Annotated in this window: 1 protein-coding gene; it reads right to left on the bottom strand. The window is 67.3% G+C overall.

Translation table 11 applies throughout. The features are described 5' to 3' along the window. Nucleotides 1-231, bottom strand: a 231-nt coding sequence (locus IMZ11_RS44230) for a hypothetical protein (RefSeq protein WP_228649745.1), incomplete at its 3' end; no start/stop codon positions are given. Nucleotides 232-437 lie beyond the last annotated feature (206 nt).

Here is a 437-nt window from a genome sequence, read left to right as displayed (position 1 = left end):
GTACAGCTCAGCGGCTTTCGACGTCTTCTCGGAGAACTTCGCCCAGCTTTCGCCCAGCTTCTTCGACGTCTGGTCGATGCTGGAACCGAGGTCGCGCGTGGCGGCTCCGGACAGCAGCCCCGAGGCGGCGGACCCGGCGGCGGTCAGCGAGTCGCCGACCCGCAGTCCGGCCACGTCGGTGCCCAGCTTGGCCGAGGTGGACGACGTCGCCGTCAATACCGCTGGATCCACGCGCAACTCGTTGTCTGCCATGTCCCCTGATCCCCGAGCGGTGACACCCGTAATGGTGTGCCGGCCAACGCTGTGCGCCTAGCCTAACCTGCCCTCGCAGGGGTCGGATACGGCATTTCGATGTGCTTGGGCTCCGGTGGCCGTTGCGGTGCTCGGTGCATCAATTCATCACCCGCTCCGGCGATCTCGGGACACCGTGCGCGCCG

Source organism: Microtetraspora sp. AC03309, assembly GCF_020826795.1.
GTDB classification, from domain to species: Bacteria; Actinomycetota; Actinomycetes; order Streptosporangiales; family Streptosporangiaceae; genus Microtetraspora; species Microtetraspora glauca.
This window is presented reverse-complemented; position numbering and strand designations above follow the sequence as displayed.